Annotated in this window: 16 protein-coding genes; 1 reads left to right on the forward strand and 15 read right to left on the reverse strand. The window is 44.8% G+C overall.

Annotated elements, in window-relative coordinates; genetic code table 11:
- Positions 1 to 3 precede the first annotated feature (3 nt).
- From BQ2657_RS02510 to BQ2657_RS02580, 15 genes are all read right to left on the reverse strand, one after another.
- Entirely contained in the window at positions 4 to 879 is an 876-nt protein-coding gene (locus tag BQ2657_RS02510; RefSeq protein ID WP_075579226.1) for an HpcH/HpaI aldolase/citrate lyase family protein, read from the reverse strand.
- Positions 876 to 1,163 (reverse strand): citrate lyase acyl carrier protein, encoded by a 288-nt coding sequence (citD, locus tag BQ2657_RS02515; protein ID WP_075579227.1) that lies wholly within the window; start codon positions 1,161 to 1,163, stop codon positions 876 to 878. The genes BQ2657_RS02510 and citD overlap by 4 nt, the downstream gene beginning before the upstream one ends.
- A 39-nt stretch (positions 1,164 to 1,202) precedes the next feature.
- Positions 1,203 to 1,430, reverse strand: coding sequence for a hypothetical protein (locus BQ2657_RS02520; protein ID WP_075579228.1), 228 nt, complete (start codon positions 1,428 to 1,430; stop codon positions 1,203 to 1,205).
- 12 nt (positions 1,431 to 1,442) lie between these two features.
- Entirely contained in the window at positions 1,443 to 2,831 is a 1,389-nt protein-coding gene (locus BQ2657_RS02525) for a TRAP transporter large permease subunit (RefSeq protein ID WP_083236145.1), read from the reverse strand.
- Between the two features lie 186 nt (positions 2,832 to 3,017).
- Positions 3,018 to 3,920 carry a LysR family transcriptional regulator gene (locus BQ2657_RS02530; protein WP_075579229.1) on the reverse strand — a complete coding sequence of 301 codons (903 nt, stop codon included), beginning with the start codon at positions 3,918 to 3,920 and terminating at the stop codon, positions 3,018 to 3,020.
- Positions 3,913 to 4,098: a hypothetical protein gene (locus BQ2657_RS02535; RefSeq protein WP_075579230.1), complete on the reverse strand. Its 186-nt coding sequence runs from the start codon at positions 4,096 to 4,098 to the stop codon at positions 3,913 to 3,915. The genes BQ2657_RS02530 and BQ2657_RS02535 overlap by 8 nt, the downstream gene beginning before the upstream one ends.
- A gap of 131 nt (positions 4,099 to 4,229) precedes the next feature.
- Positions 4,230 to 5,411 (reverse strand): mandelate racemase/muconate lactonizing enzyme family protein, encoded by a 1,182-nt coding sequence (locus BQ2657_RS02540; RefSeq protein ID WP_075579231.1) that lies wholly within the window; start codon positions 5,409 to 5,411, stop codon positions 4,230 to 4,232.
- A 107-nt stretch (positions 5,412 to 5,518) separates the two neighbouring features.
- Positions 5,519 to 6,484, reverse strand: a complete 966-nt coding sequence (locus BQ2657_RS02545; protein WP_075579232.1) for a hydroxyacid dehydrogenase — start codon at positions 6,482 to 6,484, stop codon at positions 5,519 to 5,521.
- A 115-nt stretch (positions 6,485 to 6,599) separates the two neighbouring features.
- Positions 6,600 to 7,802: a pyridoxal phosphate-dependent aminotransferase gene (locus BQ2657_RS02550; RefSeq protein WP_222704315.1), complete on the reverse strand. Its 1,203-nt coding sequence runs from the start codon at positions 7,800 to 7,802 to the stop codon at positions 6,600 to 6,602.
- Positions 7,803 to 7,884: 82 nt separating this feature from the next.
- Positions 7,885 to 9,087, reverse strand: a complete 1,203-nt coding sequence (locus BQ2657_RS02555; protein WP_075579234.1) for a mandelate racemase/muconate lactonizing enzyme family protein — start codon at positions 9,085 to 9,087, stop codon at positions 7,885 to 7,887.
- A 30-nt stretch (positions 9,088 to 9,117) separates the two neighbouring features.
- A complete protein-coding gene (alr, locus tag BQ2657_RS02560) occupies positions 9,118 to 10,281 on the reverse strand; it encodes an alanine racemase (protein WP_075579235.1) in 1,164 nt (387 codons plus the stop codon).
- A 6-nt stretch (positions 10,282 to 10,287) separates the two neighbouring features.
- Positions 10,288 to 11,739, reverse strand: coding sequence for a Na+/H+ antiporter NhaC (gene nhaC / locus BQ2657_RS02565; protein ID WP_075579236.1), 1,452 nt, complete (start codon positions 11,737 to 11,739; stop codon positions 10,288 to 10,290).
- Between the two features lie 245 nt (positions 11,740 to 11,984).
- Positions 11,985 to 13,316, reverse strand: a complete 1,332-nt coding sequence (locus BQ2657_RS02570; RefSeq protein WP_075579237.1) for an SLC13 family permease — start codon at positions 13,314 to 13,316, stop codon at positions 11,985 to 11,987.
- A gap of 102 nt (positions 13,317 to 13,418) precedes the next feature.
- Positions 13,419 to 14,303 carry a 3-hydroxyacyl-CoA dehydrogenase family protein gene (locus tag BQ2657_RS02575; RefSeq protein ID WP_075579238.1) on the reverse strand — a complete coding sequence of 295 codons (885 nt, stop codon included), beginning with the start codon at positions 14,301 to 14,303 and terminating at the stop codon, positions 13,419 to 13,421.
- Positions 14,304 to 14,329: 26 nt separating this feature from the next.
- A complete protein-coding gene (locus BQ2657_RS02580) occupies positions 14,330 to 15,514 on the reverse strand; it encodes a thiolase family protein (protein WP_075579239.1) in 1,185 nt (394 codons plus the stop codon).
- Between the two features lie 389 nt (positions 15,515 to 15,903).
- Between BQ2657_RS02580 and BQ2657_RS02585 the strand changes: the two genes are divergently transcribed.
- Complete coding sequence (locus BQ2657_RS02585; RefSeq protein ID WP_075579240.1) at positions 15,904 to 16,686, forward strand: enoyl-CoA hydratase/isomerase family protein; 783 nt, start codon at positions 15,904 to 15,906, stop codon at positions 16,684 to 16,686.
- Positions 16,687 to 16,691 lie beyond the last annotated feature (5 nt).

Raw genomic sequence — 16,691 nt, forward strand, 5'->3', positions numbered from 1 at the left:
GGGTCAGATCTCCTTTCCGGCCGCTTTGGCATAGGCCAGTACGTCCTTGGCCCGGGTCACGATGGGCATATCGATCATCTTTCCGTCCAGAGCGATGACACCGGAAGCGTTGGCCATGGCTTCTTCATAGACAGCTACCACCTTTTTAGCATGTTCGATTTCCTTATCAGTGGGAGTATAGACTTCATGGACCAGCCCGATCTGGGTGGGGTGGATTACGGATTTACAGGTGAAGCCAAGCATTTTCCCAAAGGCTACGTCTTTCTTGAAACCTTCCGGATCCTTGAAATTGCTGTTCACGTAATCCATGGGGATGACCTTGGCAGCATGGGCACAAAGGGAAATCTGGTTCCGGGCAAAAAGGATCTCTTCCGCATCTTCGCTGCGGGCCATCCGCATATCCGTGCGGAAATCCTCGGCCCCCAGGCCGATGGCGAAGACCCGGGGAGATGCTTTGGCAATCTGATAAGCATTATAAACGCCAAGAGCCGTCTCGATGGAGCAGGCAATTTTTATCGTCCCAACGGAAATCTTGTTGGCCTGTTCCACTTCTGTAATCAGCGCATCCAGAGCCTGGACATTTTCCGCGGTCTCCGATTTGGGCAGGCGGAGGAAATCCGGTTTCAGGGGGACCATAGCCCGGACATCGTCTTCATAATAGGGCGTATCCTGGCCGTTGATCCGGATCCCAATCCGGCAGTCCGGCCGGTACGTGGAAAGGAAACTGCTGACCAAATCCCTGGCAGCATCTTTTTCATTGACGGAAACCGCATCTTCCAAGTCATAGATTAAACAATCGGCTCCATAGATTTCTGCTTTGGCGATTTTTCCAGAGGCATTCCCCGGGACAAAGAACATGGTCCTATATAAAGAATTCATGCCGGTTCGCCTCCTTTTTGAGCCAGTGCCCGCTTCACGGCGGTGCGGACCCGTGCCTTGATAGCGAAGTCCCAGGCTCCCAGATCATCGATCTGGATCTTTACGCCGCGGATCCCGAATTCGTCCAGGACCTGTTCCACATCCTCCTGGATGGCTTCTCCGAATTTCTTTTCCACTTTGCTGTGGATTTCCACTTCTCTGGCATCTCCGCCCAGTTCCAGCTGGACCATCAGGTCGTGCTTGGCATCACTGCCTGCACGGACCGCATTTGTAGAAAACTCCATCTGACAAGACCTCCTCTAAATCAAATCCAGCAATCAGTATCATTCAGCATGTTTCACATAACTGAAAATAAATGCAGCAAACATACAGACACTTGAAGCATTAGAAGCCCAGGGATATAACGTCTTCCGTATCCACACCAGCAAGCTCCCATTCCCACTAAAAATAGCCATTGTCTGGATCAGCACAAGGGCAATCCCCACCAGCATAAATAATGGCATCGTAATTTCAAAAATTGTCATACACAACGTTTTTAATGTTTTCTTCATCTCTCCATCACCTCACGCACCAATAACAGGGATGATCCTTGCCATAATCAGTATCGCTAGAAACATGGTAGGCAGAACATAATAAACCATGATGGGACGGAAAATTTTAGAGGGGTCCTCCAATCCCGAAATCCCACTGGCAATGTAAAGAGGGGCCGCATTGGGAGGGATTGCGCCTTCATTAGAAATCAAATTCAAGAAAGCAACACAGCAGACGACGGGGGGCAGCCCAATGGCCCGTAAAGCTGCATATACGGCAGCTCCCAGTGCACTTGTAGTCGCAGTCCCTGAAAAAGGACCATCCATCATAGTAATCAGTACCGCAATGACGAGGATGACAAGGAGCGGTGAATAAGATCCCAGATGGGCAAAGATATTCTTGACTTCCTGGGTCATGCCTAATTGATTGAGGACCCCGGAAGCAGCAAATGCCGTGAAGAGCAGCATGCCGACATCTGCATATTTTCCGATGGATTCCTTAATCATTTTTCTCCATCCAGCGAAAGTATGGGGAAGATATTTCCATCCTTCAATCATGGTAAACAAAGACATCCAGATGGGAATCCAGAATACGATGGAAATAGATTTAAAAGCTTTCGGAAATGAACCATTCATAGCACTCTTTACCCACGCCCCAGTAGGTCCCATCGTAGCTGCCAAAGGAATCAGGACACCCAGGAAAATCAGCAGAGAAGAGCCATTTTCTTTCAAAGCCTGTCCAAAAGGCATGATTTTTTCGGCAGGAATGGGTTTCAATCCCGATTTTTTAGCAAAATAATAAATCACTGCCAAGCGATATGCCAGGATAATAAAACCAGCCCCCAGCAAGCCTACATATAATGTCCCTGGAGATAATTCTTTTTCAATACTTTCCATCCCCAACAGGAGCAGCATGGAGGTAGAGGGTGGAAAAATCATTCCCATCCCGGCATTGCCGGCACAAATCAAGGTTGCCTGTTCAACAGACCAACCGGTCTGCATCATCCAGGGAATCGTTATGGAACCGATGGCTGCTGCATTTCCCGATCCGGAACCTGACACCATACCAAAAAGAGCAGAACCAATGGTGGACACATAGCCACTCCCTCCAGGCAGACGTCCGATTACACTGTTTAAGATATTGACCAACCGCATGATCACGCCTGTTTTTTCCATCAGATAAGACATGAATACAAATGCCATTGCAGCATAAACAACTTCAGCATGGATTCCGTAAGAAAAACTTTTTACAAAGACCGACTGCAGTGAATGTTTTGAAAAAGCTCCCGCAATGGCTACAATAATAAGATATGACCACATCATCGCTTCAGAAGCTCGGCGTTTGAATCCCACATTGAGTATTAAGATAATTGCAACATACAAAACCAATGAGATAATTCCCAATCCAATCATGCCGCCCATTTACAATGCTCCTTTCATGAATCCTTTCCTGCCAGAACCGGTTCATCCTGTGCCTCTTATACTTCAAATATATCTGAATATTTTCAGTTTGTATAATGGAATAATTGGATGACCATCATAACTAAAGTGCATGGTAGAACTCACAAAAAAGCACCTTGCAAAAATCCTGCAAAGTGCTTTTACCAGTCATCCGTTAAAGGGGATTTCTTTAGGCTGCAAAAAATCTTTAAATTCTCGTTCTTTTATAAACTCAAGGAAATTTTTCAATAACGATGTATTGATATTCTTTTTCTTAAATATCAGCCAGGTATGCCGTTGAATCGGAGAACCATTCTTATCTTTTAAAATCAGCTGATGGAGAAAAGGCGCATCCGTGAGCAGCACAGAAGGCAAAAGTCCAAACCCGATGCCGCTGAACACCATCTCCCTGCAAAGATCCAGACTGTTGACCAACACTTCCGTATGGGGCGGTGTCTTGAAATTATTGTCCCACCATAAGTCCAGCATTTTCATATAATATGCATCCGTTGTATAAGCAACACGGCTCATATTTGCCAGATCTGCCAGCTGAAAAGGCTGAGTGGAGGCTGCTGCAATGAAATTTGTTGCCAGATGGATCCGTTGGCTCTCATCCCAACCAAAATCATTCCGTAAAAAACCAAAATGGCATTTGTTGTTGTTCATCAGCGAAACCACTTTGCTGGAAGGCGCCATGGTAATGGAAAATTTCACCTCAGGATAGATTTTCTTAAATTCCTTGATCAACGTCGGGAAATAATATTCACAAATAATATTGGGAGCCGTCAATTTGATGATGCCGGCATTCCTGTTGTCAATGGCCGTAATCCTCGTTTTTAATTCATCATAATGGCGCAGTGCCTCATCCGCATATGCTGCTGTTTCCATGCCGGTTGGCGTCAGTGCGATCCCTTTATTGGTACTCCGGATCAAATGAGTGCCCAGCTCTTTTTCCAGTTGTTGGATTCTCTTTGTCAAGGCCGGCTGAGAAATAAACAATGCGTTTGCCGTCTTGGTGATATTTTTGAACTCCGCCAAATACTTTAAAATCAGTAAATCTCTGTCATCCATACTTCCAAATCCTCACAAATCGATCTGCTTCTGTTTGCTCTGCTTCGATTGGGTTACTCCCTGCCATATAAGCGTTCAGTATATCAAGTTCCCGCTCTTTTTCCCCTTTTCCATCAGAAGTTCCCGTCGCAAAAGGAATTCCATCTCCTATTATAAAGAAAAGCAGCTCATCTCTCAAGGAAGAGCTGCTTTAATAAATTTCAAAACGACAATACAACAAAAATGAAGGAATATCCTGCCTATAATAGCAGGAATTGATTGCACGATTAAAGACTCCCTGCTGCATCACTGCCATGCTTTTTGATTTTCTTATTCAACTGTCACTTTATCGCAATTTCTAAAAGCTGTATCAGATAATTCCTGTCCAATGCCCGGTAAATCCGGTATTGAAAAGGCTCCATTATGAGGTTGATAATCATATTTACACAGTTCTCTGTTACAGGGGGACAAATTATAGGTATGGTGCTCATGGATTACAAAATTGGGAATGGCACACTCTACCTGCAGCGCCGCAGCTGTCGAAATGGGGCTGCCGCAGGCATGAATCTGGACCCCAACATCAAAAGTATAGGCCATATCACAAATCTTCTTCACTTCTGTAATTCCGCCACAGGTTCCTATATCCGGCTGGATGATTTGAATTGCATTTTGTTTGAAATATTCAATGTATTGCCACCGAGTATAGATCCTTTCTCCGTTGGCAATGGGCAGACCTGTTTCTTCATGGACAAATTTACAAAGTTGAGGCGTGGGGGTCGTCGGTTCTTCAAAATAAAAGATATGATATTTTTTCAGCATTTTTCCCAGCTGGCTGGCAGATTGAGCATCAGTATAGGAATGGTTCTCTACAATCAAATCCACATCTTCACCAATTGCTTGTCGGACCGCCTGCACCCTTTTTTCAAACATACGCATGTATTTGGGTGCCAGAAGCCCAATCCTATCTTCTGCTGTATAGTTCCCCTCATCTGGTCTGAACGTAAAGAAATCGATTTTAATGGCATCATAGCCCTCCTGGACCGCTTTCAAGGCCTCTCGGGCATAATCTTCCGGAGTCCGCTGCGGAATGATATCAGGACCCCAGCCAAATTGAAGCTGACTGGCATAGGCTCTTAAGGTTTTTCGTCTCTTTCCTCCCAACAGCTGATATACCGGAGCATGGTAATATTTTCCCTTGATGTCCCACAGAGCAATATCGATGGCACTGATTCCCGCAAAAATGACGGGACCTCCATTTTGTCCCCAAAAAGTAGACCGATATAATTTATCCCATATGATTTCATGATTCAGTGGGTCCATCCCAATGATTAGTTTTGCAAAATTTCTTAAAATACCAAAAGCGGCAAACTGTGCTTCACCATAAGCCAGGGCGGCTTCCCCATCTCCATAGATCCCTTCATCTGTATAAATGCGGCAGACAATGGGCCGCCAATGCCCTCCTTTCTTCAAATTGGTTTTCAGATGCAGGATGTCAACCTTAACAATTTCCATGAAATTTTCCTCCTTATTCCCTCTTACAGATATCGAACATCTCATAAAAAAATGAGATGTTCGATATTTCTTCTGTATCTTATTCCAGCTTTTGCATCAACTTTTCTTTAGGATTGGACATCATAGACTGAAGGGTCCACTATATGAGGCCACCGCTCACCCTTGCAGACGGCGACACATCCTTTGGCACATTCCACGCACATATTTCGCAATGCTTCTTTCGTCAGCGCCGCACTGTGAGGAGTCAAAATGGTATTCTTTGCATGGAGCAGCGGATTGTCCATAGTTATCGGTTCTGTGCTGAACACATCGATTCCTGCCGCTGCAATGCGATTTGCGTTCAACGCATCAGCCAGGGCTTTCTCATCCACCACAGCTCCTCGACTGGTATTGATGAGAATGGCACTTTGTTTCATCAGTGAGATTTCCCGAACTCCCAGTAAATGCTTGGTATTTCCCTTCAACGGAACATGGAGTGTGATGACATCACATTCTGACAGCATATCATCCAGGTTTTCACAATATGCACACCCAGCCGCTTCAACTTTGGCACGGTTATGAGAGTGACTGTAACCGAAACATTCCATTCCGATTGCAGAGCACAGTTGTGCAACCAGTTTCCCAATGGCACCTACACCAATGATGCCCACTTTCCGTCCGGCCAGTTCCACAGCTTTCCCTGCATCACGGATCAACCAATTGCCCTTGCGGATCTCACTGTCTGCTTCTTTCATGTTTTTCGCACAGGCAAACATCAGCGCCAAAGCATGTTCCGCAACGGACCGGCTATTTGCTCCGGGTGTAATGACAACAGGAATGCCATGTTTTGTAGCGTAAGAGACGTCTACATTGTCATACCCGACTCCGGTCCGTCCAATGACTTTCAAATGAGAGCATTGTTCAATAATTGAGGAATCACAAACTCCAACTCGCAGGATAAATGCATCCGCCGTTTTCAGTTGATCAATATAACTAGATGGATTAGGAGAGTTGGCAACATATAAAACAAAACCTTGTTTTTTTAAATAATCGACAGCTGCTGGATCGAGCTGATGAGAAGCAACAATTTTCATATGCAGTACACACTCCTTATTTTTAAGATAATGCTAGATATCAGGATATAGTCAGATATCCACTCCAACCATATCCTGATAATATGCCAGCTCCGTTTTACCCTTGCCCGAAAAATTATGATAAGTGTTTTACTAGTTCTCTAATACGCCGGAATCCTTCTTTAATGTCTTCTTGTGAGGCCGCATAAGAAAACCGGACATAAGTATCCGTCTCTTCACCCAATCCAATAGCTGGAACAGTTGCTACATAGGCTTCTTCCAGGCATTTTTGGCTGAATTCGGTTCCTTTCATGTGAAGCCCACTCACATTGACAAGAATATAAAAAGCTCCCTGAGGAATACTGTATGAAAGTCCCGGAATGGTATCCAGTTCCTGCATGACCAAATCTCGACGGGCAGCAAACTCCTTCAGCATGCTGTCTACTTGCTTCCGAGTCAAATCCGAGTTCATCGCCTCTGCCAAAGCAACTTGGATAAAGGTGGGAGAGCAGGTTGTGGAATATTGATGACACCGGAGCAGCACCGGAAGATATTTTGCAGCGGTACAAATATAACCTATTCTCCATCCCGTCATGGCAAAAGTCTTGGAAAAGCCACTGACAACTATGGTCCGTTCTTTCATATCAGGGAAGGAAGCAACCGAATAAAATTTCGCATCTCCATAAATCAGCCGTCCATATATTTCATCAGCCAAAATGATAAAGTTATATTTTTTCGCCAGCTCACAAATCCCCTTCATCGTTTCATAGGGAATCACCGCTCCCGTGGGATTGCACGGATTATTCAAAACCAGCATCTTTGTTTTTGCAGAAACAGCCTTTTCCAAATCTTTTAATTGGAGTTGAAAATTATCTTCTCCCCGCAGCGGGATTTCTACTATGGTTGCACCGCACATGGCTGTCAGGGCTTTATAGGTTACAAAGGAAGGTGTAGGGATAATGACTTCATCCCCCGGATCTACAAAGGCAAACATCGCATTGTTCAAAGCTTCTGCAGCACTGCTTGTAACAAAGATTTCCGTTTTGGGTTCAAAATAAACTCCGGTAAACTCTTTCATGTACTTGCTGATTTCTTCCCGCAAAGGATCAAACCCCTTATTAGAAGTATAATGCGTATAATTATTGGTAATTGCCCGGATTGCGGCTTCTTTAATGTCCGAGGGAGTGTTGAAATTGGGTTCTCCTGCACTGAACTTGATAACAGGCTTCCCTTCCTCCTGCAATTCAGCTGCCCGATTCATAATGGTACGAATTAAAGATGCCGGTACATTGGCCATGCGCTTAGCGCCTTGTGTAAAATCATATGCTTTATCCATCATCACTGCTCCTTTCATAGTCCCATAATTTTTTCATTTTTTCTGCAGCACATTTTGCAGAAGTTTTTCCTTAGAAGCAACCCAGTTATTCGATTGCTTTGATATATTCCTTCACTTCCTCATGTTTCAATGCTGTCTGGATGGCAAAATCTGACAGTTCTTGACCGATACCGGGACGATCAGGGATATGGTATTTGCCATGAATGGGTTGCATTTCATATTTACCCAGTTTATTGATACATTCCTGGGTAGTTCTAAAATGATGTTCATGGATAGCAAAATTGGGGATAGCTGCTTCCAGCTGCAAGGAAGCAGCATTGGTGATGACTGCTCCTGCAACGTGTACCTGTACTCTTGCATCGAATACATGAGCCATATCCGCAATCTTTTTTAACTCAGTGATTCCTCCGCAGTTGCAGGTATCAGGCTGGATCAGCTGGAGGGAATAATCCTTGAGAAAATTATAATATCCCCAGCGGGAATAGATGCGTTCTCCCCCTGCCAATGGAGTTTTGACCCGCTGGTGCAGCTCTTTCATAATTTCTGGATTCAACATACTGACTGGTTCTTCAAAGCAATACATATTATATTTGTCACACAGTTCTCCCATACGGGTCGCCGAAGTCAAATCCATCTGACAATGATTTTCAACCAGGATATCCAAATCAGGATAGACTTCCCGTATGGCATTCATCCGTTCTTCAATCATCTTGAAAAACTTACCGTCAACAAAGCCTTCTTTCACGTTATGAGGAAGCAGCTCTCCATTTTCATCAAAGGTAGTAAAGTCAATCTTTACAGCATCATAGCCTTCTCCCACTGCATGGGTAACAATATCAACATATTCTTTCGGCGATCCCCAAGGTCCGATTTTCGTTGTCCATCCATATTGGATCTGAGAAGCATAACACCGAAGCTCATCCCTGGTTTTCCCTCCTAGCAGCTGGTATACCGGAACCCCCAGGACCTTTCCTTTAATATCCATTAAAGCAATATCAATTGCGGAAATGGCTGAAAATATGACGACACCGCCTCCCTGTCCCCAAAAAGTTCCTTTATAGAGTTCTTCCCAAATGGATTCTGTCTTCATTGGATCATAGCCAATGATATGATGAGCTACATCAATTAGCATGCCATAAGCACCGCGCCAACCTGTGCCATACGCGACCCCTGCTTCTCCATCTCCGTAAAATCCCTCATCCGTATAGATTCTGCAGCAAACAGGATGTCTTTCACTTCTTTGTTCACCAGCATCCAAGACCCAAACATCAACCTTCGTTATTTTCATCAAAACTCCTCCTTTGGATTAGAAAATAAATTACGATTTCAAATAAATACGTGCTACTCGTTCTGTAATATGGGTAAACATTGCCAATCTGGTTTCTCCCATCAAATGGCCGATTTCCAATCCGGAAATACGGTTGCCCAACCCGTCTTCTCCAAATAAAGTCACTGTATCACCAATTTTACAGGGGATTCCCGTCACATCGATGAATGCCTGATCCATACAAATGCCTACGAAGCGACATCTTTTTCCGTTGATCAAGACAGGCGCACCGGCCATGGCGAAGCTTCTTAAATATCCATCTCCATAACCAATTCCAATGGTAGCCACTTCCGTATCTCTGACTGGCATGAAATTACGGCCATAGCCGACGCTTTCCCCCAAATGTACTTTCTTGAGATTCACAATAACTGTTCTCCAAGAGGCACATTCCTGGACACCAATCGGATTCCAATCATCCTGGATGGAAGAATAGCCCTGATACAGGCTGCCGATTCTGACATGGGTACTGACCGGATAGGCTTCTTTCAGCCAGGTAGTGGCTCCTGTATTGCAGCAGTGTACCATGCGGGGAGATATGCCCGCTTGATGAAGCTGCTCCAGCGCAAGTTTAAAGAGACGGAATTGTTCTCTTGTGAAATCATTTCCCTTCCCATGTTCAGCAATGTCAGCCGTTGCAAAATGCGTATATACTCCATCGATTTCGATATTTCCCGCTTTTTGGATTCCATATAATAATGATTTCAAACCATCCCCCGGTTTCACGCCGATCCGATTCATGCCTGTTTCAATTTTCAGCTGTGCCTTGACTTTTTCTTTTCCTTGTCTTCTGGCCTCTTCGCTCAGTATCTTTACTCCCTCTTCATGAAAGACAGGAATTTGGATGTCCCTTGCTACCGCAATAGGGACAGAATATGCTGGAACTGGACCTAGAATCATAATGCCAGCTTGATTACAGCCTGAATCCAGAATCTGACATGCTTCAAAAATCCGTGCCACGGCTAAAAAACGGATGCCACATTCCTGGACTAGATATTTGGCAATTTCTACAGTCCCCAAGCCATATGCATTGCTTTTGACTGCTGGAAGTACTTCCAGTCCTCCAGTATACTTCCGGATTTTATTGATGTTCTCTTTGATTCGGTTCAAATGGATTTCTAAATAACTGTTATAATACTTTGGATCGTTTTTTTCCATACCTCTTTACTTCCTTTCAATCTGCTTTTTTTGATTGATGGGTGCCTGATCAGCACGAATCGGTTTCCCTGTTTTGGGATCCACATACCATACGGCTACGCCAAGAAAAGCAAAGATCAAAGAAATAATCGGTGCCAGGTAACACAGATATACGTAAGGGATATATTCAGCATACGTTACCCCAAGCGTTCCTGTAAAGAAAACAGCATTGGTATGCCAAGGCATCAGCGTACCCCCAAGTGTCCCGCAATCTTCCATGGTTCTGGAAAGCACATCCGGAGAGACCCCTTCTTCCCGATAAATCGGAGCAAACAGTTTCCCTGTAATCACATGTGCCATGGACATGGTGCATCCAATGGCTCCGGATAAATAAGAAGTAGCCATGGTAGCAAAGACAAGGCTGCCCAGAGAATGGATTTTCTTGATAAACAGATTGATGAAATTTTGCAGGACACCCATCCGTTCCAACATCCCGCCAAGACCCATGGCAAAAATCATAATCATCATGATATCGTACATACTGGTGATACCGCCGCGGTTCAACAGTTTATCCACCAGGAAAATACCAGATTTGATGGAAAACCCCTTATGCATGACTTTGACCACGGTAATAAAAGTTGCTCCCTCACCGATCATGGCCACAGCACCGCCAAAAACTGCTCCCAAGAGAATCGTAGGAAGTGCCGGTGTCTTCAAGACCAGCATGGCAATGACAAGGAACATGGGAATGAGGGGAAGCAGGCCAATATGGAAATGGCTGGCCAATCCAGCCATATATTCATTAATGGTCGTAGGATCGTATGTACCAATGGAATAACGGCTTCCCATGATGGCAAATATCACAAGCGTAATGATCCAGGCAGGAATCGTATTGTAGCACATGGACCGAATATGGCCGTACAATGTCCCTTTTGCCATAGCAGGAGCCAGATTCGTCGTATCAGAAAAAGGCGACATCTTATCCCCAAACAACGCCCCGCAAATAACGGCGCCGGCAATCACTCCTGCAGGGAACCCCATGCTCAGGCCAATTCCCATGCAGGCCAGTCCTGCAGAAGCAGCCGAACCATAAGAAGTACCCGTTGCAAGGGAAAGAATAGTACAAAGCACCAGCGTTGCCGGCAAGAAAATACTGGGCTGGATGACCTGGAGGCCAAAATAAATCAAAGTGGGAACTGTTCCACACAAAATCCATGCTCCAATCAAGCAGCCTACAGCTCCCACGATTACAACTGACTGGAAACCATCCCGTACACTTTGTAAGGCATACCCCTCTATTTCACCCCAGTCATATTTTTTGATCAGGCTATAGACGTACATGATGACCCATGTCAAAAATAGCGGAACAGCCAAATTCAATCCGCCTCTGACACAGGTAACGATTTCGGCAATAATGACCAGCATCAAAACAACCGAATCAAACATAGGCACTTGTATCTTGCGTTCTTTTTCTTCCATAGTTTTCTCCTCCTCAGCCTTAATCCAGAGTTCTTCCATGATTCCAAAAAATGAACTTTATGTTATATTAAGCAAAAATCATGCCAGTTTATCTTGCCTATGCGATTCTCTTTTACGATTTTTTTTGTATTATATAAAACACATCTACATTACATACTGCCGATTATGATGCTAATAAAGTGCAAATGCGCAATTTTACACAACTTTCTTTGCACATTTGCACTTTATGTTCGTTTTTTTTACGATTATAAAAGGACCATAGGAGCAATAATACACAAAATAATCACACTAATGACAAATAACGGTCCACCGATTTTTACATAATCAATAGGTTTGTAACCTGCCGGCAAAATCTGCATGTTCACGGCAGTCCCAATATGGGAAGCAATGGCCATATTGGTCGTAGCACCGATGATGATGATAAAGGGCAATGGGCTAATACCCAAGATTTTAGCCATGGAAATAAAAATCGGGGAAAATGCTGCAGCCACACTTCCATTCTGCATGAACAGCGTCAAAACACTGGTGAAAACAATCAGTACGGTCATCAATTGAGAAACTGAAGTATTTGCCCCTTCAAAGAACTGATTCAGAACACCATTGGCCAGTACTTTCCCTGCACCAGATACATCGATACCAGTCCCCAAAGCGGTAACGGCTCCAACCATGATCAGGATATCCCAGTCAAGTTTGGCAAGAGTCGGTTTCAGCGGTACTGTCTTGGTCACAAAAAGGATAAGAGCACCAATCATAGCCACATCAGCAATGTTCAAGAATTTTTTGAAGAAAGGATGGCCTGACAGTACAAAACCAATGATACAAAGGACCATCACAAATACAGACATCTTCCCTTTCCATTCAGGAATACTGTCAAATTCATGGTCGTCCAGATTAGAAGATGCTGTAGCATAACAATTACCCTTATCAAAATCCGGGCTGCCCGGTTTCAATGCCCAAACGAGGATATTGTACCCAAAAGTTCCCCAATACACCAGCTGCAGGAGGCAAATCGGCCACATGATTTTGGTCATATCAAAGACACCCATGCCGGCTTCATAACCAGGGGTCCCCATCAACACTGCATTGGCTGCGACCTGAGAGACGGAACCTGTCAATGTCGCCCCACCGCCAATGATACAGGCAATCCCAGCAGGCATAATGACCATCTTGGAACGGATTTTCCCTTTTGATCCGGCAGCAACGGCAGCAATGATGGGCATCCACATGGCGATACAGCCTGAATTGCTCATGAAGGCAGACATCAAGGTACAAATGGTTACAACCACAAGGATAAATACTTTTTCATTTTGGGCAATTTTATACTGGCAGATTTTGGCACCGATCCGCTGGGCAATGCCTGTTTGGAACAGGGCATCGCCTACAATCATCATTCCGGCGACCATCACGATGGAACTCCCGCCAAAGCCGGAATAGATTTGTGAAAGTTTCATTTGCGGAATACAGATACCCATCGCCAGTGCACAACCGACGGCTGTGACACTCATAGGGAATTTCCCTACGAAGAAGAATACCATGGTAATCGCAGCAATGATAATTGCAACGGTACTGCTTGTCATTTTACTCACCCCTCGTTAAAATTTTCATGTATTTTGAATTTTTTGTATTTTATGTTTAGCAGTTGTGTGGATAATCTGCCTTATCCACACAACTGCTGCTATTCACTTTTTGCTGTAATCGTACCAGCCCTTACCAGTTTTACGGCCCAACTCCCCTTTCTTCACTTTTTCAATCACCAGCGGGTTCGGTGCATCTCTCTCGTCATGGCTCTCTGCATATCTATCTTTTCTCACCAGATAGTTGACATCAATTCCCGTCAGATCCATCAGACGGAAAGGTCCCATGGGATAGTTCAGTCCATTTTCACAGGCAGTATCGATATCTTCCACAGAAGCAACGCCTTTTTGCAAAAGGTCAAGGGCCTCATAGGTAACCGCTGCATTGATGCGGTTAGCCACAAACCCGGGGATTTCTTTCCGCAAGATGATAGGAGTTTTCCCCGTCTGGGCAGCAAAGGCTTTGGCTAGCTGAGCCGTTTCTTCACTAGTATGGGGTCCTTTGACCACTTCAACCAGCTTCATGACCAAAGCAGGATTGAAATAATGCATATTGCACAGTCTTTCCGGATTCTTGGTTACATCTGCCAATTTCGAACTAACGATGTTGGAAGAATTGGTAGCCAATAGAGCATCCGGCTTCGCAATCTGGCTTACATGGGCGAACAGATCTCGTTTGGCATCCAATTTTTCAATGATGGCTTCAATAATCACATCAGCTTCCGGCACATATTTATCCGTATCCAAAGATACCGTCCAGCGAGAAGCGATCGTATCCGCTTCTTCCTGGGTGATCCTGCCTTTTTTTACACGGCCGGCCAGGTATTCCTTGGCCCAGGCAGTAGCACTTTCCACCGCTTTGGGAAAGCTGTCGCACAAAGTGACGATGTACCCATACTTACGGCCATTCAATGCAGTGTTCATGGCAATCTGCCGTCCCATGGCACCGGCCCCAACTACAACCACCTTTTTAACATCTTCTATTTTCATATCCAATCCCTCCTCTGGACTGTTTTTTAAACTCTTTCGATCATGGTTGCCATGGACTGGCCGCCGCCGATGCACAGCGTTGCGAGACCGGTCTTGCCGCCCGTCCTGATCAAGTTATTCAGCAGAGTAACAATCAATCTGGCACCGGTGCATCCCAGCGGATGCCCCAGGGCAATGGCGCCTCCATTGATATTCACCTTTGCAGGATCCAGTTTCAAATCTCTTACACAGGCTACCGCCTGAGAAGCAAAGGCTTCATTCAATTCCACCAGATCGATCTGATCCACTGTCATATCCAGTTCTTTCAGCAGTTTCGTCGTAGAAATCACAGGACCATATCCCATGATTTCAGGATCCAGAGCAGCCCGTGCGATTCCCTTTATTTTAGCCAGAGGCTTCAGGCCGGTCTCTTTTACTTTGCTTTCACTCATCAAGACCAGAGCAGAAGCACCGTCATTCAAACCGCAGGCATTCCCAGCCGTTACAGTCCCTCCGGGTTTCACAATGGGTTTCAGTTTAGCCAAAATTTCCATTGTGGTTTTCGGTTTGATGAATTCATCTTCCGCAAAATCAAATTCCTGGTGTTTCAACTTCACATGGACAGGAACGATTTCATTTTTAAAGTACCCTTTTTCCCGTGCTTCCGTTGCCCGTTTTTGGCTTTCACAAGCAAAAGCATCCTGCATTTCCCGGGTAATCCCGAAACGCTCTGCCACATTTTCTGCCGTCTGGGACATGCTCATCAGCCCATACAAAGAAGCCGGCTGGTCTGCCAATCCCCCTTCGATATTGGAATCGACCAGTTTCATCGGGCCGTCGCCCCAACGGCCTTGGCGGATATACATAGGAGCCCGACTCATATTGTCCGTTCCGCCGGCAACTACGGTATCTGCCATCCCCAGCCAGATTTCTTCACATCCATTCAGCGTTGCCTGCATGGAAGATGCACACAGCCGGTTCACAGTATAGCCAGGGACGGTTTCCGGCATACCCGCTTCCAATGCCACATACCGTGCGATATTAGAAGCTTCGGAGCTTTGCCGAACCTCTCCCAGGATGACTTCATCCACCATATCTCCGGTAACATGCGTCCGTTCCAGAACACTTTTCACAACCGTAGTGGCAAGAGTATGAGCAGGAATGCTTTTCAAAGATCCGCCATATTTCCCAATGGCAGTCCGGCAACCGCCCATGATGTATACATTTTCCATAAAAACTCCTCCTTTATTCTCTTTTCAATAGAAATTCCTTTCAAAAAAGTATCTGCAAAAATTATGCCAAAAAGAATGAGTCTTTTGTCTCTTTCATGGAGTTTCTTTTTCTCACAAATTATATGGAATTTGAGGAATTCTTTCTGTCTGTTCGTTATTGATTTACCCATAAATGATATATGTAAATTTTGCACTTTATCGTGCAATAAGTGCATATTTGTGCACTATATGCATTTATTGCACTTGTTGTAATATTCTAATTTTTATTTCATTTTTCATTTTTATATTGTCCACTCCCTAAGCTTGTAAAAACAAACAGCTTTATTAAATTGGCATGGATTTTGCATAATAAGAAAATAGACAAAGGAAAATTCTTCAAGGAGGCTGCTATGGAACTGCATAATGTACTCTATGAAGTCAAAGAAAGCATATTGTATTTGACTTTGAATCGACCGGATGTGTATAACGCACTTTCTCCGGAAATGTGGAAAGATTTAAATACGGCGATTGACGCAGCACGTAACGATCCAGAAATCCGCGTCATTATCATTACAGGCGCTGGAGACAAAGCATTAGCCAGCGGTGCCGATATCAAAGAATTGCACAGCCGCTATTATATGGAACAGATGAAAGGAACGGCAACATTGGCCCTGCGGAATCTGGAAACCCTGTACAAGCCGGTCATCTGTGCCATCAACGGGTATGCATTGGGGGGCGGATGTGAATTGGCAGAAGCCTGTGACATCCGGATTGCAACGAAACGTTCTAAATTCGGTCAACCGGAAACAGGTCTTGGTATTATCCCCGGAGCCGGCGGGACCCAGCGTCTGGTACGGATTGTCGGCGTGGCAAAAGCCAAGGAACTGATCTTTACAGGAAAAATCATCCCAGCAGAAGAGGCTGAAAAAATAGGCCTGGTCAACCAGGTTACAGAAGATTCCCGTGAAGCTTTGATGGAAGCTGCAACAGCCATGGCAAAACAGATTGTGAAAAAAGGTCCTGTTGCTTTGAGCATGGCAAAGATTTCCATCACCTATGGCCAGGATTCCTCCATTGAAACTGGATTGATGATGGAAAGACTGGCACAGACCATTGCTCTGAGCACAGAAGACCGTAAAGAAGGAACAGGAGCTTTCATTGAAAAAAGGAAGCCGGTATTTACCGGTCGTTAAATCAT

The sequence above is a fragment of the Acidaminococcus massiliensis genome (assembly GCF_900095825.1).
In the GTDB taxonomy this organism is placed as follows: Bacteria; Bacillota; Negativicutes; order Acidaminococcales; family Acidaminococcaceae; genus Acidaminococcus; species Acidaminococcus massiliensis.